The organism is Stenotrophomonas sp. INTA L402-1, assembly GCF_059295135.1.
Genome location: NZ_JCAFWP010000031.1, coordinates 23,763 through 43,280 on the forward strand (window position 1 = coordinate 23,763; position 19,518 = coordinate 43,280).

Consider the following 19,518-nt stretch of genomic DNA (forward strand, 5'->3'; position numbering starts at 1 on the left):
AACGTGTGGGAACTGGTCAAGGCCGGTGGCTGGCCGATGGTGCCGCTGCTGCTGTTGGGCGTACTGGCTTTGGCGATCATCCTGGAGCGTTTCTGGTCCCTGCGACGTACTGAAGTGCTGCCGCCCGGCCTCGGCCAGGAAGTGCGCAACTGGGCGGCACGCGGCAAGCTCGACCCGGCCCACCTGCAGACCCTGCGTGCGAACTCGCCGCTGGGCGCGCTGCTGGCCGCCGCGCTGGAAGCACGCAACCGCCCGCGCGACCAGATCCGCGAGCGCATCGAAGACACCGGCCGCCACCTGGTGCACCGCATGGAGCGTTTCCTCAACGCGCTGGGCACCATCGCATCGGCCGGGCCGCTGCTGGGCCTGCTGGGCACGGTGATCGGCATGATCCAGATGTTCCTGGGCATCCTCGACCATGGCGTGGGTGATGTGAACCAGCTGGCCGGTGGTATCGGCAAGGCGCTGGTGTGCACCGCCACCGGCATGATCGTCGCCATTCCAGCACTGATGTTCCACCGCTACTTCAAGGGCCGCATCCACGGCTACGTGGTGGAGATGGAGCAGGAAGCCAGCGCGTTGCTGGATACGCTCGACGGCCGTCCCGGGGTGTTGAACCCGGCCCCGGCCGCACGTCCGACCAATGCTGCCACGGCGAAGGCCTGATCGATGCGTATCGGCAACGACCGATCCCAGGATGAGCCGCATATCGACCTGGTGCCACTGATCGACGTCATCCTGGTGCTGATCATCTTCTTCGTGGTCACCACCACCTTCGATGCGCGCTCGACACTCCAGGTGGAGCTGCCTACGGCCAGCCAGCAGCCCAGCAATGAGCCGCCGCGCTCGTTGAGCGTGCTGATCAACGCCGAAGGCCGCTACTTCATCAATGACCAGGAAGTGCTGCGCAGCGACGTCGAGTCGGTCAAGCAGACCATCGCGGCCGTTGCCGGCAGCGACCGTACCCAGCCGGTACTGTTGCGTGCCGATGCCCGCACGCCCTATCAGGCCGTGGTGACCGCGCAGGATGCGCTGGGTCAGCTCGGCTTCCGCCGTATTGCCATTGCAACAGCACCCGAGGTGCGTCCATGAGTTCCAAACACGCGCCGGTGTGGCCGATCTACAAACGTCTGCTGGGATACACCCGTGCCTACTGGGGCATGATGGTCGCCGCCGTCATCGCCATGGCGGTGGAGTCGGTAGCCGGTTACCACTTCACCAAGCTGATGGAGCCGCTGGTCAACCGTGGCTTCGTCAATCCCGAACCGAAAATGGCGGTGATCCTGCCGCTGACCATCCTTGGCCTGTTCCTGATGCGCAGCGCCGCCACCTGGGTGAGCGACTACGCGCTGGCCAAGACCGGTCGCAGCGTGGTGCGCGACCTGCGTGAACAGGTGCTGGCCAAGTACCTGCACCTGCCGTCCTCGCATTTCGATACCGAATCGACGCCGGTGATGGTCAGCCGCCTCAACTTCGATACCGAGCAGGTCACCCAGGCCAGCGCCGATGCGCTCAAGACCGTGGTTGCCGACACCCTGACCATCATCGCTATGCTGGCGGTGATGCTGCAGATGAGTGTCAAGGTGACCGTGGCCATGCTGGTGGTGGTGCCGATGATCGGCGTGATCGTGTCTTACGTGGGCAAGCGCTACCGGCGCATCAGCCGCGGTATCCAGGACGGCATGGGCACGATGGCGCAGACCGCCGAGCAGTCACTGGCGGCCCAGCAGGAAGTGAAGGTGCACGGCACTCAGCAGCATGAGATGTCGCGCTACTCGCGCCTGGCCAACCGCATGCTGGCGCTGAACATGAAGGTGGAAATCACCCGTGCCGGTGCCTCCAGCGTGGTCCAGTTCCTGGCCGCGCTGGCGCTGGCGGTGATCGTCTGGGTGTCGACCCGCGAAGCACTGGCAGGGCGCCTCAATGCCGGTCAGTTCATGGGCCTGATGATCTCGATGACGGCGATCATCCCGTCGCTGCGCCGCCTGACCAGCGTGCAGTCCTCGATCTCCCGCGGTGTGTCCGCCGCCGAGCGCCTGTTCGACATCCTCGACATGCCGGTCGAGCGCGACGAAGGCCGCAACACGGTGCAGCGCGTGCGTGGCGAACTGGCCTTCGAGCACGTCATGCTGCGTTACCGCGAAGACAGTGGCATCGCCTTGGACGACATCAGCTTCGTGGCCAAGCCGGGTACGGTCACCGCCATCGTGGGTCGATCCGGCAGCGGCAAAACCAGCCTGATCCGGCTGGTGCCGCGCTTCTACGAACCCAGCGGCGGGCGCATCACCCTCGACGGGGTGGCACTGGACGACTATCCGCTGGCCGACCTGCGTCGCCAGGTGGCGATGGTCGGGCAGAAGGTCATGTTGTTCGACGACACCATCGGCGCCAACATCGCCTATGGCATGGACGCGACGGATGAACAGATCCGAGCGGCAGCTGAAGCCGCGAATGCCTGGGAGTTCATCGCACGCATGCCGCAGCAGCTGCAGACCCCGGTGGGCGAGAACGGCGCGCTGCTGTCCGGTGGCCAGCGCCAGCGCCTGGCGATCGCCCGTGCGATCCTGCGCGACGCGCCGATCCTGATCCTCGATGAAGCCACCGCAGCGCTGGACAACGAATCGGAGCGCCTGGTGCAGGACGCGCTGCAGCGATTGATGCCCGAGCGCACCACGCTGGTCATCGCGCATCGCCTGTCGACCATCGAGCATGCAGACCAGGTGCTGGTGATGGATCACGGTCGCATCGTCGAGCGCGGTACCCACAAGGAGCTGCTCACCATGGGTGGCCTGTACCAGCATCTGCACAGCATGCAGTTCCGCGAAAGGCAGGACTGATGGCCGGCAAGGGTACCCAGACCCCGCCGTACTGGTACGACGGCACCCCGGTTCCGTGGGCGATGCGCCTGCTGGCGCCGCTGTATGCCGGCGTCACCGCGCTGCGCCGGCGCGCCTATCGGCGTGGCTGGCGCAAGCGCTACACGCTGCCGGTGCCGGTCATCGTGGTTGGCAACATCACCGCCGGTGGAACTGGCAAGACGCCGCTGACCATCGCGCTGGTGGAGCGCCTGCGTGCCGCCGGTTGGAAGCCGGGCGTGGCCAGTCGTGGCTACGGCCGCGAAGATGCCGACAAGCCGCTGTGGGTAAAGGCCGATACGCCGACCGCCAAGGGTGGCGACGAGCCGGTGCTGATTGCCTGGAAGACCGGCGTGCCGGTGCGCGTGGACAGTGATCGTGTTGCAGCCGGCAAGGCGCTGATCGAGGCCGGCTGCGATGTGATCGTCTGCGACGACGGCCTGCAGCACTACCGGCTGGCACGCGACATCGAGATCGAGGTGGTCGATGCGCAGCGCCGCTACGGCAATGGCCGGATGATTCCGGCCGGGCCGCTGCGTGAGCCGGTCAGCCGCGCCAGCGAGTGCGATTTCCGCGTGGTCAACCTCGGCCAGGCCGATGAGGAGACTGCAGCACAGGCCTGCGGCTTCGGCCAGTGGCCGATGGCCCTGCACATCGACAGCGCACAACCGCTGGCCGGTGGCCGTGCCCGTCCGCTGTCGTATTTCAAGGGCCAGCGCGTGCACGCCGTGGCCGGCATCGCCCACCCGCAGCGCTTCTTCGACATGCTGCGCGCGCGTGGCATCGGCGTCGTGCCGCACGCCTTCGCTGACCATCAGGCCTATCAGCCGCAGGACCTGTCCTTTGGCAGCCAGCTGCCGGTGCTGATGACCGAGAAGGACGCGGTGAAATGCCGCGCGTTCGGCAATGACTGGCACTACGCGGTCCCGCTGCGCGCCGAGCTGCCTGCCGCATTCTGGGTGGCGCTGACCGACCGCCTGGACAAGCTGCGACCGAACTGAGTGGCGCGGCGGCGCTTGCATTCATGCGCCGCCGGCCGCATTCCCGTTGTAACGAGCCTGCCGAGTACCGCCCCATGACCGAATTCGTCGTCGCCATCCCGGCCCGCTATGCCGCCTCGCGGCTGCCGGGCAAGCCGCTGCGCCCGCTGGGCGGTGAGCCGCTGGTGCTGCACGTGGCGCGTCGCGCGCTGCAGGCCGGTGCCGGCGAGGTCTGGGTCGCTACCGACGATCAACGCATTGCCGACGCACTGTCCGGCCTGGCCGAAGTGAAGGTGGCGATGACTGCGACCTCGCATGCGTCCGGCACCGACCGCCTGGCCGAGTGCGCGCGCATCGCCGGCTGGGCCGATGACACCGTCGTGGTCAACCTGCAGGGCGATGAGCCGTTCGCACCGGCGGCGGGTATCCGCTCGGTGGCCCAGGCACTGGTTGAAGGCAATGCGCCGATGTCGACCCTCGCCACGACCGTCGAAGACGCGCATACCCTGTTCGACCCGAACGTGGTGAAGCTGGTGCGCAACGTGCGCAACGAGGCGATGTACTTCAGCCGCGCCCCGATCGCCTGGCACCGCGATGGCTTTGCACGCAGCCGTGACACGCTGCCGGCCGGTCACAACTGGCTGCGCCACATCGGCATCTACGGCTATCGCGCCGGTTTCCTGCAGCAGTTTGCGGCGATGCCGCCGGGCCAGCTGGAGCAGATCGAATCGCTGGAACAGCTGCGCGTGCTGGAAGCGGGTTTCCCGATCAGCGTGGCAATCTCGCCCGAACCGTTCCCGCCGGGCATCGACACGCCCGAGGACCTGGAACGCGCCGAAGCATTGCTGCAGACGCTGGCTGCCCGATGAAGCTGCTGGTCGTCTGCCTCGGCAACATCTGCCGTTCGCCGATGGCCGAAGGTGCGCTGCGCGCGCGCCTGGACGCCTCGCCGCTGGCTGGTCGGGTGCAGGTCGATTCGGCCGGCACCGGCGACTGGCATGTGGGCGAGCCACCGGACCGGGACCGGCGAGCGATCGCCTGCGCGGCCGGGCATGGCGTGGACATCGGCGGCCTGCGCGCGCGCCAGCTGCAGGTCGCGGATTTCGACCGCTTCGACTGGATCCTGTGCGCCGATGAGGCCAACCTGCGCGATGCGGGTCGCCTGGCCACACCCGCCCAGCGCGAACGCCTGGCGCTGTACCTGCCGTGGTCCGGCGGGCAGGGCAGGGGTGCGATCCCGGACCCGTACACCGGCGGCAGTGAGCATTTCGAACAGGTCTGGACATTGGTCGACGATGCTGCAAAACGTGCCGTGGCACGACTGTTGCATGACGCCGACTCCGGCATAATCGGGCCATGAACGTCCAGCCCGTCCCGGACCTGCCCGAGTTCGCCACCTGGCTCAACGCCACCCCCTGCACCCTGACCGAACTGCGCGGTCGGCCGGTGGCGCTGTTGTTCGTCAACGCCGCTTCCGCCTGGAGCGCGCAACGCCTGGCCGAGTTCGGCCAATGGCTGTCGCGCCACCCCGGCAAGCTGCAGCCGCTGGTGCTGCAGGTGCCGCGCTTCGATTTCGAACGCGAGGCCGGCGCCGCATTGAAGCTGCTGCGTCGCCAGGGCCTGACAATGCCGGTCCTGCTCGATGCCGACTGGGATGGCTGGCGCCGCTTCGGCATCACCGCCTGGCCGACCCTGGTGCTGCTGGATGCGCAGGGCCGCGAACAGCAACGGCTGGTCGGGCAGGGGGCACCCGGTGAGCTGGAGCGTGCCTTGAACGCGCTGTGCGAAGGCGCACCGTCGGCGCCGCCGCGTGGCGGCAGCGAACTGCACCCGGAACCCCGCCAGGCGCTGCGCTTCCCGCTGGGCCTGGCGGTCAGCACCGAACGCCTGTACATCGCCGACAGCGGCCATCACCGCATCCTCGAATGCAGCCACGGTGGCCGCATCCTGCGCCAGTTCGGGCTGGGCACCGCCGATTTCATGGACGGCAACCTCGCCGAAGCCGCGTTCCACCGCCCGCAGGCGCTGGTGCTGGAGCGCGATTCGCTGTATGTCGCCGACACCGGCAACCACGCGGTGCGCCGCATCAACCTGCTGACCGGCATCGTCGATACCCTGTGTGGCAACGGCCGTCCCGGTGCGCCGGTGGAAGGCCCGGTCGCGCAGGCGCGGCAGGTTGCGCTGGACCATCCGGTCGGCCTGGCCATCGCCGACAACCAGCTGCACATCGCGATGGCCGGCGACAACCGCATCTGGAGCTACCACCTGGGCCAGCGCAGCCTGCAATGGCGCGCGGGCAGTGGTTCCATCGACGAGCGCGATGGCAGCGGGCATCTGGCCGCCTTCGCCCAACCCACCGCGTTGGCCGTGGTGCAGCAGGTGCTGTACGTCGCCGACGCATTGGGATCCTCGATCCGTGCACTGCAGCTGCGTGGCGACCTGGTGCAGACGCTGGTCGGGCAGGGGCCCTGGCGCTTCGGCAGCGAAGACGGTCCGCGTTCGGACGCCAGCCTGCAGTTCCCACAGGCCATCGCGCTGAGCCCGGATGCGCCGCTGTTGTGGATTGCCGATACCGGCAACGGCCGCCTGCGCACGCTGCGCCTGGGCGGTGGCGAACTGACCACCCAGCCGTTGCCACGACGCCTGCATGGCCCGGCGGGGTTGGCGGTAGGCGCCGGTGCGGTGTGGATCGCCGAGACCGACGCCCATGCCGTGCTGCGATTCGACCCGGACAGCGGCGTGCTCAGCGAAGTCCCGATCAGCGAATGACAGACGTTCCCGCCCCGGCCTTCGACGGCAAGGCCTTCGCGGCCCAGCTCAGTACCGCCCCTGGCGTGTACCGCATGTACGCCGCCGACGACACGTTGCTGTACGTGGGCAAGGCGCGCGCGCTGCGCAACCGTGTCGGCAGCTATTTCAACGGCAGCCCGAAGAACGCGCGGATCATGTCGATGATCTCGCAGATCGCGCGCATGGACGTGACCGTGACGCGCTCGGAAGCCGAGGCGCTGCTGCTGGAAAACCAGCTGATCAAGTCGCTGTCGCCGCGCTACAACGTCTCGCTGCGCGACGACAAGACCTACCCCCATGTGCTGCTGACCCGCGAGGATTGGCCGCGCATCGCGCTGCATCGCGGCCCGCGCGCCATTCCCGGTCGCTATTTCGGGCCGTATCCCGGCGTCACCGCGGTGCGTGAAACGCTGAACCTGATGCACAAGCTGTTCAAGCTGCGCAGCTGCGAGGACAGCGTGTTCCGCAACCGCTCGCGGCCGTGCCTGCAGTACCAGATCGGCCGTTGCAGCGCGCCCTGCGTGGAGCTGGTGCCGGCGCCGGACTACGCCGAGTCGGTGCGTCGCGCCGCACTGTTCCTGGAAGGCAAGAGCGACGAGCTGACCCGCGAACTGGGCGAGCAGATGCAGGCCGCCAGCGAGGCACTGGAGTTCGAGCAGGCCGCGCGCCTGCGCGACCTGATTTCTTCACTGCGCAGCATGCAGACCCGCCAGTACGTGGATGGGCGCGCTGCGGATCTGGACGTGCTGGCGGTGGCCATGCAGGGTTCGCAGGCCTGCGTGCTGCTGCTGGCCTTCCGCGATGGCCGCAACCTCGGTACCCGCCCGTTCTTCCCGCGTACCAATGGCGAGGAGAGCCCGGAGGAAGTGCTGGCCGCGTTCGTCTCGCAGTACTACATCGAATTCGAGCCGCCGCGCGAGATCCTGTTGGACCGCGAGATTCCCGATGCCGACCTGCTGGTGGCCGCGCTGTCGGCCTCGGCCGAGCGCAAGGTGCAGCTGAAGTGGAACGTGCGCGGCGAGCGTGCCGGCTACGTGGAGCTGGCCAGCCGCAACGCGCAGCTGACCCTGGCGACCGAACTCAACAGCCGCAACGCGCAGCACGCGCGCAGCGACGCGCTGCGCGACATGCTGGGCCTGGCCGAGCCGGTCAAGCGTGTTGAATGTTTCGATATCAGCCACACCATGGGTGAGGCCACCGTGGCCTCATGCGTGGTGTTCGACGCCGCCGGTCCGGTGCGCGCGCAGTACCGCCGCTTCAACATCAGCGGCATCGAGCCGGGCGACGACTACGCCGCCATGCGCCAGGCCATCGACCGCCGCTTCCGCCGTGCAGTGGAAGAGCAGGGCGTGCTGCCGGACGTGCTGCTGATCGACGGCGGCGCCGGCCAGTTGGCCCAGGCCCAGGCCGCGCTGGCCGACCTGGGCGTGGAAGGCGTGTTGCTGGTGGGCGTGGCCAAGGGCGTGGAACGCCGCGCCGGCCACGAAGCGCTGGTGATGCCCGATGGCCGCGAGCTGCGCCCGGGCGCGGCCAATCCGGCGCTGCAGTTCATCCAGCAGGTGCGCGATGAGGCGCACCGCTTCGCCATCACCGGCCACCGCGGCCGCCGCCAGAAGGCGCGGATGACCAGCAAGCTGGAGGACATCCCTGGTATCGGGCCGCGCCGCCGCGCCAGCCTGCTCAAGCATTTCGGCGGCCTGGTCGGCCTGAAAGCCGCTGGCGAAGCGGAAATCGCCAAGGTGGAAGGTATCAATGACGCCCTCGCGGCACGTATCTACGCTAACCTGCACGGGTTGGCCACGCCTGATGCGGCCGAGTAGAGAGAGAAGCACGCAAGCATGAAGTTGACCCTGCCCACCTGGCTGACGTTGTTGCGGATCGTGATGATCCCGGTGCTGGTGCTGGTGTTCTACCTGCCCTACACCTGGACCAACTTCGCCTCGGCGGCGATCTTCGGCCTGGCCGCGATCACCGACTGGCTCGATGGCTGGATCGCACGCCGTTACCAGCTGGAGTCGGCCTTCGGCGCCTTCCTCGACCCGGTCGCGGACAAGCTGATGGTGGCAGTGGCACTGTTCCTGATCGTGCAGGGTCACCCGACGCCGTGGATGGCGTTCTGGGCGGCGGTGATCGTTGGTCGTGAAATTGCGGTATCGGCGCTGCGCGAATGGATGGCCGAACTCGGCCAGCGCGCCAAGGTGCGCGTGGCGATGATCGGCAAGGTCAAGACCACCGCGCAGATGGTCGCGCTGCTGTGCCTGCTGTATTCGGTGGCACCGAACGTGCCGGTGGAAGACATCTGGATGGGCTGGCCGGTGTTCCACATCGGCGACTGGACCTTGGCCATTGCCGCCGTGCTGACCCTGTGGTCGGGCCTGCAGTACCTGCACGCCGCCTGGCCGAGCCTGCGCGATGACGAGCGCGCTGCGCGCGAGCGTGCGCGGCAGAAGAAGCTGGGCAACTGATCCCCGGGGTCGGATCCCTTTCCTCAGGAATGGGCTCTGACCCCATCTGTGCGTTTATCCACGCATGGCGTGGATCTACTCGACACGCTGGACGGATCTACGGTGATGCCCCATCCACGCATGGCGTGGATCAACTGGAAATGCCGCATCCACGGATGATGCGGATCCATAGGTTTGCGGGGATGCCATAGTAGATCCACGCCATGGATACGCAATGCAAGGTGCCTCGCAGACCCTGAAAAAGCGCTTGACGCCATCCTTGGAATAGGTAAAATTTCGCCTCCCAAGCGGGAATAGCTCAGTTGGTAGAGCGCAACCTTGCCAAGGTTGAGGTCGCGAGTTCGAGTCTCGTTTCCCGCTCCAGATTCAAGAAAAACGCTCCCGAAAGGGGGCGTTTTTCGTTTGCGTCCAACGCGCTTCATTGCCACTTCACCGTCGCCCCATCGCCCCACCACATGAAGGTTGGATGCTGCATCCTTCGTTCCAAGGGTGACGCCGCGATGCCTCATCAATCCTCCGCCTACGATCACGACGTGGTCATCGTCGGCGCCAGTTTCGCCGGTGCCGCCTGCGCGTTGGCCGCTGTCCAATATGGACTGCGCGTGTGCGTACTCGAACGCAAGGCCGACCCCGGCGAGCGCCTCCACACCACCGGCATCGTGGTGAAGGAAGCGATGGAGCAGACCTGGCTGGGGCGCATGCCCGAATACCTGGTGCAACGCGTTGCCAATGTGCGCCTGTATGCGCCGAACCTGCGCAGCGTGTTGTTGGCCGCACCGGGCTATTACTTCCTCACCACCGATACGCCGAACCTGATGCGCTGGCTAGCCAGCGAGCTGCGCGCGAACGGTGTCGACCTTCGCCTGCAGCAGTCCTTCACCGACGCCCATCGCAGTGGTGACGGCTGGCAGGTGGAAGGGGCAGGGTGCTGCGCCTACCTGGTCGGTGCCGATGGCGCACGTTCGCGCGTGGCCCGGCGCACTGGCCTAGGCCAGGTGCGCGGCAATCTCTACGGCGTCGAACGTGAGTTCGCCGGCCTGCAATTGCCGCAGGGTGACGCACTCCATTGCTTCGTCAGCAAGCGCTTTGCACCGGGCTACATCGGCTGGGTCGTGCAGAATCCTACCGGCCTGCAGGTGGGATTGGCGCTGCGCCATGACCCGAATCAGGTACGCCCGCCTGATATTGATGGCTTCCTTGAGCACGTGCGCGATGTGGTCGGCATTCCGCCTTCGGCGCGCCCCTCGGCTACCCGTGCCGGCCTGGTGCCTTGCGGCCGGCCGGATGGGCCGATCACTGGCCAACGGCTGATCCTGACCGGCGACGCGGCGGGCATCGTCTCGCCATTGTCCGCCGGGGGCATCCACTCCTCGTGGCGGCACGGCTGGGCGGTCGGCGAGGCGATTGCCCGTCATCTGCGTGGCCAGGGGCCGGAAGCGGAACGGGTGGCGCGGCAGGTGGCGCCGGCATTCCATGGCAAGCGCCTGCTGCGCTGGGCGATGGATCATCTGCAGGCCGACTGGCCGCTCAACGCACTGCTGCACACGGCGACCACGCGGCGCATCGCCGAGCAGGTCTACTTCCATCGCCGTGGCCTGCGAACCTGAGGTATCGGTCCTGGGGGCCTGAACGCCGCCCCACAATGCACGCGAAAATTCCTGTTGACGCCGTGCAGCAATATCGACACAATAGCGCTCCTTCGACGCAGGTCGAACGGAATCTGCGGGAATAGCTCAGTTGGTAGAGCGCAACCTTGCCAAGGTTGAGGTCGCGAGTTCGAGTCTCGTTTCCCGCTCCAGATTCAAGAAAACGCTCCCGAAAGGGGGCGTTTTTCGTTTGTCACACCGGTTGCACCACTGCCGCGCTAGCGTGCCTTGCCGGGCAGGGCGCTGCACCAGGTCCGGGCATCCTGCCGGTCGAAACCGGGGCAGCGGTTGTCCCGCCGGATGTAGACGTAGGGCACGTCGTCTTCGTAGGCGAAGTGGTAGTAGTAGGTCCGGTCCTTCCCGTACAACCAGTAGTTCGACGAGCCCTGGTTGATGGCATACGGCTCGAACGTGAAGATCGAGGATTCGGCGGGAATGAAGTTGCTGCGCTCCATCAGTAGCAGCGTGGCGTTCGAGACCAGTGGGGTGGTCAGGACGAGCACGATCACACCGACAGTCGCTGTCGTGATCGAGCCAATCAGCAGCCAGCGGCGAGGGCGTTTCACGGTCGGGCAGCATCGAAGCAAGACAATGCCGCAATGTGCAATACGCTGTGAAAGTCGTCCAGTGTTCCGTGCCGGGAACGCATTGAAAGCGTAGTGAAAGACTGGGTCGGCGTTGCCTGAACCGCACGCGTGCTGTGACCTTTTTCGGACGATTTCTCCATGTTCGCTCCACAATCGCACGGTAGCCTTCATGCTCCTTCTACACGTTGGCGGGCTGGTGGTCAGGCGTATCACTTCAGTGGCAGTGCCCAAGGCCGGGCACGGACTCTCCCTGCATGCAGTGCTGCGCCCTGGTGCGTTGTTGGCAAGCCTGGCCCTGGCCGGTTGCATGTCGGTGCCTGTTCCGGACCTGCCTGACCGCACGCCCAGCACCTGGACCCAGGTGCCGCAGGGCCAGGGCGTGGCAGTGGATGCCAGACAGTGGTGGAAAGTGCTGTCCGACCCGGCACTGGATGGCCTGGTCGACCAGGCCATCGCCGGCAATCTGGACCTGCAGCAGGCTACGCTGCGCCTGCAGGCCGTTCGGATCGTCGCCGGCACTTCCGACTCGCGTTTCCTGCCGGAAATCTCGGCCAGCGCCAAGCAGGTGCAGGACGCCGCCGCCGTCGATACCTACTTCCATGCCGGCATCGAAGCGATCTGGGACCTGGGCCTGTTCGGTGCCGCCGAGAGCGCGCAGTTGAGCGCGCAGGCTTCGGCCGGCAATGCCGAGGCGCTGCGCAATGCCGCGCAGGTGGCGGTGATTGCCGACGTGGTGCGCAGCTATCTGGACCTGACCGTTGCACAGGCCCAGCAGGACCTGCTGGCCCGCCAGCAATCGGTGGATGACCGCGGCGAGCACCTGGCCCTGGTCCGCCAGCGCCTGCGCCTGGATGAGCCTGGCGAACTGGATCGCCTGCGTGCACGCCAGGCCGCCACCCACGCCGCCATCGCACAAGCCCGGGAAAACGCCGACAACGCCGCCCGTGCGCTGGCATTGTTGCTGGGCCGTGATGGCCCGGATCCGGCTTGGCGCGCCTATCGCTCGCCGCCGAAGCTGGGCACGTTCTCGCTGCAGCAGGTACCGGCCGATCTGCTGCGCCACCGCCCGCAGATTCTGCTGGCCGAATCTGAAGTGATGCAGGCTGCGGCGAGCAAGGGCTCCGCACGTGCCGCGATGTATCCGCGGGTCAGTCTTGGTGGCTCGATCCTGTACGCCTACAACCTCACCCAGAACGCCCGCTCCAACTCCGATTCCAGTCCGTCGATCGGCCCGTACGTCGATATCCCGCTGTGGGATTGGGGCCAGCGCCGCGCGCGCTTCAATGCCGATGAAAAGCAGCTGGATGCTGCACTGCTCGGTTACCGCAAGGCGGTACTGGAAGGCGTGAGCGAAGTGGAGGGCGCGCTGGGCAGCCTGGCGCGCCAGGACAGCAGCATCCAGTCGCTGCGTGCGGCCAATGATGCCGCCGGCCAGCAGGTCAAGCGCCAAGCGCGGCAGGTGCAGCTGGGCCTGTCCAGCGAGTTCGATGGACTGGATACGCAGCGTGCCGCGCTCGCCTCGCAGGCTGATCTGATCGGTGCGCAGGGCGCACGCGTGCTCGCGTTTGCTTCGCTGTACCGCGCGCTTGGCGGTGCACCGCTGCCGGCTGAGGGTGAGGGCGAACAGCAATGATCGCGCTGGCCCGCAAGACCCTGGCCTATGAGTGGCGCCGGTTTCTGCCGGTAGTGCTGGCGATGTGCTTCGCTGGCGTGCTGCTGATCGTGCAGGCGGCGCTGGTGCTGGGTATCTTCGGTACCGCCGCGATCTACGTGAAGGCATCGTCGGCTGATATCTGGGCCGGTTTCCCCGGCACCCAGAGCGTCAACTACGGCCATGCAATCAGCGCGGATGTGGAAAGCCACCTGCGCATGGACCCGGATGTCACCCGCGTCGAACCCTACGAGTGGGTCGATGGCGAATGGCGCTCCAGCGCGCAGGGTACCGGTAACGTGTCTGTGTATCTGTCCGGCATCTCCACCCAAGGCGACGCGATGATGTTCGCGCGCATCCTGCCCGCCGACCTGCGCGCGCAGCTGCGCGAACCCGGTGCGGTGATCGTCGATAGCGCCGATCTGGATACGCTGGGCGTGGACCTGCAGAACAACCGTGCGTGGATCAATGGCAAGGCGGTGCGCGTGGTCGCGGCACAACCGGGCCTGCGTGGCCTCGGTGGCGTCAACGTGCTGGCCTCGCTGGATACCGCGCGCGCCATCGCGGGTACCGATCCGCACGAGGGCAGTACCTATTTCGTGGCGGACCTGCGTTCGCCGGACCTGGCCGACCGTGTGCGCGACCGCCTGGCCACGTCGATGGGGCAGGCCACGCCGGTCGAGTTCTGGACGGCACCGGAGTTCGCCAGCCGCTCGCAGCAATACTGGCTGTTCGATACCGGTGCCGGCATCGCAGTGCTGTTCATGGCGGTCATCGTCTGCTTTGTCGGCGCGGTGATCACCAACCAGTCATTCGCTTCGGTGGTGGCCGGTTCGGTGCGCGAGTACGCCACGCTCAATGCACTTGGTGCCGGTCGCTATGCGCTGGCGCGGGTGGTGTTCGAGCAGGCGCTGCTGATCGGCGGCGTGGGCATGTTGCTGGCGGCGGCGTTCAGCACCGTGGTGCTGTTGATCGCACAGACCCAGCGCGTGCCGGTGCAGCTGACACCGATGGTGATCATCGGTTGCGTGGCGCTGGTCGCGGTGATGGCCATGCTGTCGAGCATCATGGCGGTACGCAGTGTCGTCCGCTCCGATCCATCGTTGCTGCTGCGTTGAGGACCGGCCGATGACTTCCATACGCGCCGTCGCCCCGACCCTGCAGGCCGACGCACTGGAAAAGGGTTTCATGTCCGGCGACGTGCAGGTGCCGGTGCTGCGTGGCCTGTCACTGGACATCTATCCCGGTGAACTGACCCTGGTATCGGGCCCATCCGGTTGCGGCAAGAGCACGCTGCTGTCGTTGCTGTCTGGGTTGTCTGCGCCCGATGGCGGCCGCGTGCACGCGCTCGGGCAGGATGTGGGCCACATGACGCGCAGCGAAGTGGAGCGCTTCCGCCTGCACCATGTCGGCTTCGTGTTCCAGGGCTTCAATCTGTTCCCCGCACTTACCGCACTGGAACAGGTGCAGCTGCCGCTGGGCTATCGCGGCATGAGCAATCGCGAAAGCGAACCGCTGGCCCGCAAGGCATTGGACGAGGTGGGCCTCAGCCACCGCAGCCACATGCGACCGGCGCAGCTGTCCGGTGGTGAGAAGCAGCGCGTGGCCGTTGCGCGCGCCTTCGCCAAGTCGCCGACGCTGATCTTCGCCGACGAACCCACCAGCGCGCTGGACGCCGAGAACGGCCAGCGCGTGATCGACATCCTGCATCGCTACGCACGTGCGCACGGCGCCACCGTGTTGTGCGTGAGCCACGATCCGCGCCTGATCCGGCATGCCGATCGGGTGATCGCCATGGAAGACGGCATGGTCCGTGATGACCGCCGCCAGAACGAAACTGTAGAGTCCGCCCCATGACCAAGACGTTGCACCTGCTTCCCTTCAGCCTGGTACTGTCCGCGGCGCTGCTGCTCGGCGCCTGTTCCAAGGACGCGCCTGCCCAAGCACCTGCAGGTAAAGCCGGCACTGCCACCGCCGGCAAGGTCGCGGTGGCGCGCGGCATCATCGACGTCGAGGGTGGCCTGATCGCGCTGGCGCCGCCAGTGGATGGCTCGATCACCGCCGCGCCGGTGAAGGAGGGTGCCACGGTGAAGAAGGGACAGTTGCTGCTGTCGCTGGATGGCGCCCTGCTGCAGCAGGAAGTGGCGATGGCCACCGCCGATCTGGCCCTGGCCAACGACCGCCTGAAGGGCAGCCAGGCGCAGTTGCGCGAACTGGAGCGCAACGCCACCCGCCTGTCCACCGGCGCCAGCGAAGGCGTGTCGTCCAACCAGCAGGCCGATGCGGCCAAGCAGCAACTGGCCGGTGTGCGCGCCGATGTCGACGTGGCCGGTGCGCAGGTCGACATGGCCCAGCACAAGCTGGAGCACGCGAAATTGAAACTGCAGCAGATGTCGCTGAGCGCACCGGAGGCCGGCACCGTGGTCGGCCAGGTGCCGGGACTCGGTGCATTCGTGCAGGGTGGCAAGCCGGCGATCTCGTTGCTGCCGGCACGCCCGCTGCAGGTGCGTGCCGAACTCAGTGCTGCCTACGCCGATACCGTGCAGGTGGGCATGAAGGCTACCGTTGTGCCGGATAGCGATGGCGCAGAGAACACCGGCTCACTGCCACCCGCACGCGTGGTGCGCATCAGTCCGGTGTTCGCGCAGGCGCGCCTGCCTGAAGATGCCGGGCGCGGCGTGGCCAAGGTAGTGGAGTGCGTGCTGGAGTTCGATGGCGCGGCCAAGGCGCGCTTCGGCCAGCATGTGCGGGTGGAGTTCCGGAAGTAGGCGCGGGCCTCAGTTCCCGAGCCAGCGTCGCAGGCGAGGCCAGAGCGAGGCCGGCACAACCACGAGCAGTGCCAGCAGCAGGATGGCGCTCATGCCGAGCAGCCAGTTCGAATGGACGTCGCGCACGGGGGATTGATGCATGGCAGCCAAGCCCCATAGGACGTTCCACCCCAGCCATGGAATGAGGCTGATCAGGATCCGCAGCCACAGGCGGCGGAACCGCCATGGCTGCACAGCCAGGCCCAGCGCTGTCATTTCCACGAGGACGATCAGCGCGAACGTGATCACCGAGCCGATGGGATAGGGCAGTGTCCCGGACTCGGTGTGACGCAGTTGCCAGTAGTCTGGCTTGAAGCCGGCATGGATGAGCGCGGCAACCAGCAGTAGCCAGATGAGTGATGCCAGCAGCCAGAAGGAAGGGGGAGCACGGAATGCGATGGGCAGGGGCACGATGCAGGCGTTCGTCGCTGGCGGATCCTCAACTTCCTGCATCGGCCTGCCGCAATCCATGCAAGAGATCCGAAAATGAAGCGGTGAAGCCCTCGGATCCAGCGCCTTAAGGAACCGCAGTCGGGGTCTTCTTCCTGCCGGAAATGCGTCCCAGGACGCTGACCAGCGACACCACGCACAGCGCCAGCAGCAGTCCCACGTCCAGCAGCAGCAACCACAGCAGGTGCATGCCGTGCACCGGTGGCTGATGCATGGCCGACAGCATCCACGGTACCGACCACGCCAGCAGCAGAACGAAGGCAATCAACAGGCGCAGCCACAGTCGCTTCAGTTTCCATGGCCGCACGATCAAGGCGGCCACGACCAGTTCTACCGTGCCCAGCAACGCGAACACGATGACAGTGCTGGTCGGGTAGGGCAGTTCGGTGCCTTCCAGGCGGTGCAGCAACCAGTAGTCCGGGGTGAAGCCGGCATTGACCAGTGCGGCGATCAGCGCCAGCCAGGTCAGCGCGACCAGCAACCAGAACAGGCGGATGTAACGTCTAGGCATCGGCGGTGTCCATGGTAGCGGGCAGGCGGCTGCGTGATGCATAGCACACCGATGTGGCGATCGCGGCCAGCGCCAGCAGGCCAGGCCCGACAGTGAAGTACAGCAGGCGCAGCGGGTGGTTGTGCATCAGCGTCCAGGTCGCGAACGTCAGCGGAACCGCCAGCACCAACAGCTTGGCGAACAGCGGCCGCAGCACCGCAATCAGTGGCTGGGCGCCAAGGAACATCCAGAACAGGTAGAACTGCGCGATGCCCAGGCTGATGTCGCGATGGGAGGTGAAGCCGAAATGGTCGCGATACCAGTTCATTCCCAGCGGAATCAGTGCCCAGTACAGCAGGGCCACCAGCAGATGCAGCAGCAGGGCGATCAACAGGGGCTTGCCGCGAAGGAACATGGGCGCACGGGGCTGGGCGGGGCAGCGTACCCCAGTGCGGACGCCCATCACCGCATCGTGTGAAGACTGTTGACGGCGTGAAGGAATTTGGACACAATAACGCTCCTTCGACGCAGGTCGAACGGAATCTGCGGGAATAGCTCAGTTGGTAGAGCGCAACCTTGCCAAGGTTGAGGTCGCGAGTTCGAGTCTCGTTTCCCGCTCCAGATTCTACAGGGCCCCGGTAGGGGCCTTGTTTTTCTCCCGCCACGGCAAGGCGGGGCACGTTGGGCCGCAAGGCTTTACGCGCAGTCAGAAAGGTGAAATCGCTGGTGTGTGTTCCGGATTTCCGGTACCATGGCGGCTTACGCGGGAATAGCTCAGTTGGTAGAGCGCAACCTTGCCAAGGTTGAGGTCGCGAGTTCGAGTCTCGTTTCCCGCTCCATGTTCCGACAGGCCCCATCATGGGGTTTTGTCTTGTCAGGGCTCCGTTCCTGGCGTGCAGTACGTTGGCCTCATGGCAGAGTGGCTATGCACCGGATTGCAAATCCGTTTACAGCGGTTCGATTCCGCTTGAGGCCTCCAATTGAAAAGCCCTGACTCCGGTCAGGGCTTTTTGTTTGTCTGGATGCCAGTTAACCTGCGTCCGGATCGATATCCGCTACAGCCTGGCCAGCGCCTGCACCGTGGCCTGCGTCAGCGGCTGGGGCAGAGCATCCAGCGCGAACCAGCCCAGGCCAGTCTGCACGCCCGGCTCCTGGATGGAAGCCTCGGCACCCGCAGGTGCCCGTGCCTCGAAGATCGGCGCGACCCAGTGCTGCGCAAGCGCCGGCTCGAAATGATCGGCCACGCACAGTAGGCGCAGCAGCGTCACTTCCAACGCCGTCTCCTCGCGAGTTTCGCGGACCACGGCAGCCTCCACCGTTTCCATCCAGTCGACTTTGCCGCCGGGCAGGCCCCAGTGCCCGCGCTCCGGATCGCGTCCGCGCTGGATCAGCAGGATGCGGCCGTCGGCATCACGGACGACGGCGCCGCATCCAACGCGGGGAATCTGAAGTTCAGTCATGGCGGAGAGTGAAGAAGGAGCTGTCTTCATTCTTGCATGCACGCCGTATCAGGCGAACCCGCGCTAGGCTGGGCACCTGTGCATCAGCAACCTCACAGGTGTGTCGCATGCTTCTCCGGCAACTCGGCGCTGACGACGCCGATACTCTCTGGCAAGCACGGTTGCAGGCCCTTCGCGAGTCGCCCGCGGCGTTCCTGTCCACGCTGGCCGAGGCGCAGAATGACTCGGCGGACGTGATGCGCGCCCAGCTTGCCGATCCCGGCACGCGCTACTTCGGCACGTTCGTTGACGGCATGCTGGTGGGCTTCCTGCGTTACGTACGCCCGGTGCGGTTGGCGCGACGGCATACGGCGGAAGTGCACAGTGTCCATGTGGGTGCTGGCCATCGAGGCCAGGGTATCGCCCGTCAGCTTCTTCTTGCCGCGTTCGCGGCTGCGCGCGCGGAAGGCATCGAATCGCTCACTCTCACGGTGCTGGCGGACAACGCCGCCGCGCGCGCGCTGTATGAATCGCTGGGTTTCACCGAATCCGGCGTCGAGCCGCGCGCGGTGAAGCGCGACGGCCGCTATGTGGACATGGTGTCGTACTGGATTTCAGTGACCAGCCACCCACCATCGCCGGCACCTTGAATCACCCGCTCTACGCCGGATCGTGGACCGGCGTCTGCGCGCGGAAGTTGCGCCCGACTGGTTCACCCACGCTCAGGTAGTGGCGGAACAGATAGATCAACGGTTTCCAGTGGGCGACATCGATGTGCTGGGTGCCAGCCACGGTGATCGCTTCGTGCGCATGCACGCAACGGATCCGTCCTTCGACGATCACGAAGCCCTGGCTGTCATCCTCGGCGGGCGGGTGCATCGCCATCACGCTGACTTCCACCTGCAGCGGGCACTCGGCAATCGCCTCTGGCGCGACGTGCGTCGAGGCGACCGCACTGAAGCCCCCCAGCGCGAACTTGTCGCGGACGTGCACGTAGCCCATCGCCTGTTTGGCAGTGGGCACCGGATCGCAGCCTGTCGCGCGCGCGATGGCCTCGACCTGTGCGGCCTGCGCGGAGGATGGGAAGTTCAGTACGCACTCGCTGCGCAGCTGCAGGTTGCGATAGCCCTGACCCTGCACGCCGAGGCCCAGCACTACCCGGTTGCCCAGGGCCCAGAACGAAGACAACGGACTGATGTTGCTGCTGCCGTCGTCGTTCAGCGTGGTCATCAGCAACACAGGCGTGCCCGGGTACAGGACCGAAGGGGTGATGCAGCGGCGGGGAATCGGAGCGGAATTCATGGCAGGCCTAGCACTATCGGGGTGGCCACTGTGCCGTGGCAGCGGGTGCCGACGCT

21 protein-coding genes and 5 tRNA genes are annotated in these 19,518 nt (G+C 66.4%); 20 read left to right on the plus strand and 6 right to left on the minus strand.

All coding sequences use genetic code 11. The annotated features are described in order from the left end of the window. Positions 1-3 precede the first annotated feature (3 nt). From AC5O77_RS16335 to AC5O77_RS16390, 12 genes are all read left to right on the plus strand, one after another. A complete protein-coding gene (locus AC5O77_RS16335) occupies positions 4-666 on the plus strand; it encodes a MotA/TolQ/ExbB proton channel family protein (RefSeq protein ID WP_478057094.1) in 663 nt (220 codons plus the stop codon). A gap of 3 nt (positions 667-669) precedes the next feature. Beyond that, the gene (locus AC5O77_RS16340; protein ID WP_032128903.1) at positions 670-1,092 is read left to right on the plus strand and encodes an ExbD/TolR family protein; all 423 of its coding nucleotides are present in this window, start codon (positions 670-672) and stop codon (positions 1,090-1,092) included. Continuing rightward, positions 1,089-2,837 carry a lipid A export permease/ATP-binding protein MsbA gene (msbA, locus tag AC5O77_RS16345; RefSeq protein WP_032128904.1) on the plus strand — a complete coding sequence of 583 codons (1,749 nt, stop codon included), beginning with the start codon at positions 1,089-1,091 and terminating at the stop codon, positions 2,835-2,837. Before AC5O77_RS16340 ends, msbA begins: the two co-directional genes overlap by 4 nt. Continuing rightward, entirely contained in the window at positions 2,837-3,856 is a 1,020-nt protein-coding gene (gene lpxK / locus AC5O77_RS16350) for a tetraacyldisaccharide 4'-kinase (RefSeq protein WP_032128905.1), read from the plus strand. The genes msbA and lpxK overlap by 1 nt, the downstream gene beginning before the upstream one ends. Before the next feature lie 74 nt (positions 3,857-3,930). Then, positions 3,931-4,704, plus strand: a complete 774-nt coding sequence (gene kdsB / locus AC5O77_RS16355) for a 3-deoxy-manno-octulosonate cytidylyltransferase (RefSeq protein ID WP_317217843.1) — start codon at positions 3,931-3,933, stop codon at positions 4,702-4,704. Beyond that, positions 4,701-5,195, plus strand: a complete 495-nt coding sequence (locus tag AC5O77_RS16360; protein ID WP_478057093.1) for a low molecular weight protein-tyrosine-phosphatase — start codon at positions 4,701-4,703, stop codon at positions 5,193-5,195. The genes kdsB and AC5O77_RS16360 overlap by 4 nt, the downstream gene beginning before the upstream one ends. Beyond that, the gene (locus tag AC5O77_RS16365) at positions 5,192-6,604 is read left to right on the plus strand and encodes a hypothetical protein (protein ID WP_423174066.1); all 1,413 of its coding nucleotides are present in this window, start codon (positions 5,192-5,194) and stop codon (positions 6,602-6,604) included. Before AC5O77_RS16360 ends, AC5O77_RS16365 begins: the two co-directional genes overlap by 4 nt. Further along, positions 6,601-8,445 carry an excinuclease ABC subunit UvrC gene (uvrC, locus tag AC5O77_RS16370; RefSeq protein WP_071228378.1) on the plus strand — a complete coding sequence of 615 codons (1,845 nt, stop codon included), beginning with the start codon at positions 6,601-6,603 and terminating at the stop codon, positions 8,443-8,445. Before AC5O77_RS16365 ends, uvrC begins: the two co-directional genes overlap by 4 nt. An 18-nt stretch (positions 8,446-8,463) precedes the next feature. Beyond that, positions 8,464-9,090: a CDP-diacylglycerol--glycerol-3-phosphate 3-phosphatidyltransferase gene (gene pgsA, locus AC5O77_RS16375; RefSeq protein WP_012510614.1), complete on the plus strand. Its 627-nt coding sequence runs from the start codon at positions 8,464-8,466 to the stop codon at positions 9,088-9,090. A gap of 287 nt (positions 9,091-9,377) precedes the next feature. Beyond that, positions 9,378-9,453 (plus strand) — tRNA-Gly (locus AC5O77_RS16380). Positions 9,454-9,590: 137 nt separating this feature from the next. After that, complete coding sequence (locus tag AC5O77_RS16385) at positions 9,591-10,697, plus strand: NAD(P)/FAD-dependent oxidoreductase (RefSeq protein WP_494506970.1); 1,107 nt, start codon at positions 9,591-9,593, stop codon at positions 10,695-10,697. A 115-nt stretch (positions 10,698-10,812) separates the two neighbouring features. Continuing rightward, positions 10,813-10,888 (plus strand) — tRNA-Gly (locus tag AC5O77_RS16390). A gap of 66 nt (positions 10,889-10,954) precedes the next feature. On the opposite strand, the gene AC5O77_RS16395 is transcribed toward AC5O77_RS16390, so the two are convergent. Then, positions 10,955-11,302 (minus strand): hypothetical protein, encoded by a 348-nt coding sequence (locus tag AC5O77_RS16395; RefSeq protein WP_478057091.1) that lies wholly within the window; start codon positions 11,300-11,302, stop codon positions 10,955-10,957. A gap of 190 nt (positions 11,303-11,492) precedes the next feature. Between AC5O77_RS16395 and AC5O77_RS16400 the strand changes: the two genes are divergently transcribed. Genes AC5O77_RS16400 through AC5O77_RS16415 form a run of 4 tightly spaced genes read left to right on the plus strand, consistent with a single transcriptional unit; the run spans position 11,493 to position 15,742 of the window. Next, a complete protein-coding gene (locus AC5O77_RS16400) occupies positions 11,493-12,956 on the plus strand; it encodes an efflux transporter outer membrane subunit (RefSeq protein WP_317217838.1) in 1,464 nt (487 codons plus the stop codon). Then, the gene (locus tag AC5O77_RS16405; RefSeq protein WP_478057090.1) at positions 12,953-14,092 is read left to right on the plus strand and encodes an ABC transporter permease; all 1,140 of its coding nucleotides are present in this window, start codon (positions 12,953-12,955) and stop codon (positions 14,090-14,092) included. Before AC5O77_RS16400 ends, AC5O77_RS16405 begins: the two co-directional genes overlap by 4 nt. 10 nt (positions 14,093-14,102) lie before the next feature. After that, the gene (locus AC5O77_RS16410) at positions 14,103-14,831 is read left to right on the plus strand and encodes an ABC transporter ATP-binding protein (protein ID WP_032128913.1); all 729 of its coding nucleotides are present in this window, start codon (positions 14,103-14,105) and stop codon (positions 14,829-14,831) included. Continuing rightward, complete coding sequence (locus AC5O77_RS16415; RefSeq protein WP_478057089.1) at positions 14,828-15,742, plus strand: HlyD family secretion protein; 915 nt, start codon at positions 14,828-14,830, stop codon at positions 15,740-15,742. Before AC5O77_RS16410 ends, AC5O77_RS16415 begins: the two co-directional genes overlap by 4 nt. A 9-nt stretch (positions 15,743-15,751) precedes the next feature. Here the strand turns inward: AC5O77_RS16415 and AC5O77_RS16420 are convergent, their stop codons facing one another. The 3 genes from AC5O77_RS16420 to AC5O77_RS16430 form a co-directional block, all read right to left on the minus strand. Continuing rightward, a complete protein-coding gene (locus tag AC5O77_RS16420; protein WP_223224653.1) occupies positions 15,752-16,234 on the minus strand; it encodes a hypothetical protein in 483 nt (160 codons plus the stop codon). Between the two features lie 64 nt (positions 16,235-16,298). After that, positions 16,299-16,742 carry a hypothetical protein gene (locus AC5O77_RS16425; protein ID WP_478057088.1) on the minus strand — a complete coding sequence of 148 codons (444 nt, stop codon included), beginning with the start codon at positions 16,740-16,742 and terminating at the stop codon, positions 16,299-16,301. Then, the gene (locus AC5O77_RS16430; RefSeq protein ID WP_032128918.1) at positions 16,735-17,136 is read right to left on the minus strand and encodes a hypothetical protein; all 402 of its coding nucleotides are present in this window, start codon (positions 17,134-17,136) and stop codon (positions 16,735-16,737) included. The genes AC5O77_RS16425 and AC5O77_RS16430 overlap by 8 nt, the downstream gene beginning before the upstream one ends. A 130-nt stretch (positions 17,137-17,266) precedes the next feature. On the opposite strand from AC5O77_RS16430, the gene AC5O77_RS16435 reads away from it, so the two are divergent. The 3 genes from AC5O77_RS16435 (at position 17,267) to AC5O77_RS16445 (ending at position 17,700) form a co-directional block, all read left to right on the plus strand. Beyond that, a tRNA-Gly gene (locus tag AC5O77_RS16435) sits at positions 17,267-17,342 on the plus strand. Positions 17,343-17,484: 142 nt separating this feature from the next. Beyond that, positions 17,485-17,560 (plus strand) — tRNA-Gly (locus tag AC5O77_RS16440). Between the two features lie 66 nt (positions 17,561-17,626). After that, a tRNA-Cys gene (locus tag AC5O77_RS16445) sits at positions 17,627-17,700 on the plus strand. Between the two features lie 76 nt (positions 17,701-17,776). On the opposite strand, the gene AC5O77_RS16450 is transcribed toward AC5O77_RS16445, so the two are convergent. Beyond that, the gene (locus AC5O77_RS16450; RefSeq protein ID WP_049420992.1) at positions 17,777-18,181 is read right to left on the minus strand and encodes an NUDIX hydrolase; all 405 of its coding nucleotides are present in this window, start codon (positions 18,179-18,181) and stop codon (positions 17,777-17,779) included. Positions 18,182-18,288: 107 nt separating this feature from the next. Between AC5O77_RS16450 and AC5O77_RS16455 the strand changes: the two genes are divergently transcribed. After that, on the plus strand, positions 18,289-18,810 hold the full coding sequence (locus AC5O77_RS16455) for a GNAT family N-acetyltransferase (RefSeq protein ID WP_121503777.1): 522 nt from the start codon (positions 18,289-18,291) through the stop codon (positions 18,808-18,810). A 10-nt stretch (positions 18,811-18,820) separates the two neighbouring features. On the opposite strand, the gene AC5O77_RS16460 is transcribed toward AC5O77_RS16455, so the two are convergent. After that, the gene (locus AC5O77_RS16460) at positions 18,821-19,462 is read right to left on the minus strand and encodes a flavin reductase family protein (protein ID WP_478057087.1); all 642 of its coding nucleotides are present in this window, start codon (positions 19,460-19,462) and stop codon (positions 18,821-18,823) included. Between the last annotated feature and the right edge of the window lie 56 nt (positions 19,463-19,518).